Annotated in this window: 1 protein-coding gene; it reads right to left on the bottom strand. The window is 73.7% G+C overall.

Translation table 11 applies throughout. From position 1 onward, the window contains the following. Positions 1 to 566 (bottom strand): class I SAM-dependent methyltransferase (locus tag AC1DWF_RS37305; RefSeq protein ID WP_476843454.1); only part of this gene is annotated, 566 nt, incomplete at both ends.

The raw sequence follows: 566 nt of genomic DNA, 5'->3' as shown, positions 1-566 counted from the left end.
GTCTCGGCCAGCAGGCGCTTCAGCATCCGGGTCTGGGGCAGCGGCAGTTGCCCGGCCATGCCGCGCAGCCGCTCCAGCGCCGTGGCTGCGGCGGCCTCGGCCTGGCCCGGCAGCGTTCCCACGGGGCCCGCCAGGTGGCGCAGCAGCCGTTGCAGCGAGAGATCGGCGCCCGCGGCCGGCAGCGCGTTGTAGCCGAGATAGGCGAGGCCGCCCGGCTTCAGCCGCCGCGCCAGCAGCCGCACGATGCCCGCGCGCACCTCGTCCGACACCCAGGACCAGACTCCATGGACCATGACGACGTCGAGCGGCGGGATGCGTTCCAGTCCTGCCTCGTCCATGGCGGCGAGATCGGCCTCCAGGAAGAGCGTGTTGCCGAGGCCGGCGCGGCCCGCGGTCTGCATCGCCTCGGCGATGTGGACGGGGTTGTGGTCCAGCCCGATCACCGTCCAGTCGGGATTGGCGGCGGCCAGCGTATTGGCGGCGTAGCCGCGCCCGCAGCCGATGTCGGCGATCGTCATCTGCGGGCGGGGCTGCCAGTCGATGCCGGCGGCTGCGCAGACCATGGC

It is taken from the genome of Aminobacter sp. P4_D5, assembly GCF_056401815.1.
The sequence above is the reverse complement of the archived record's forward strand: the minus strand, read 5'-3'. Positions and strand labels throughout refer to the sequence as shown.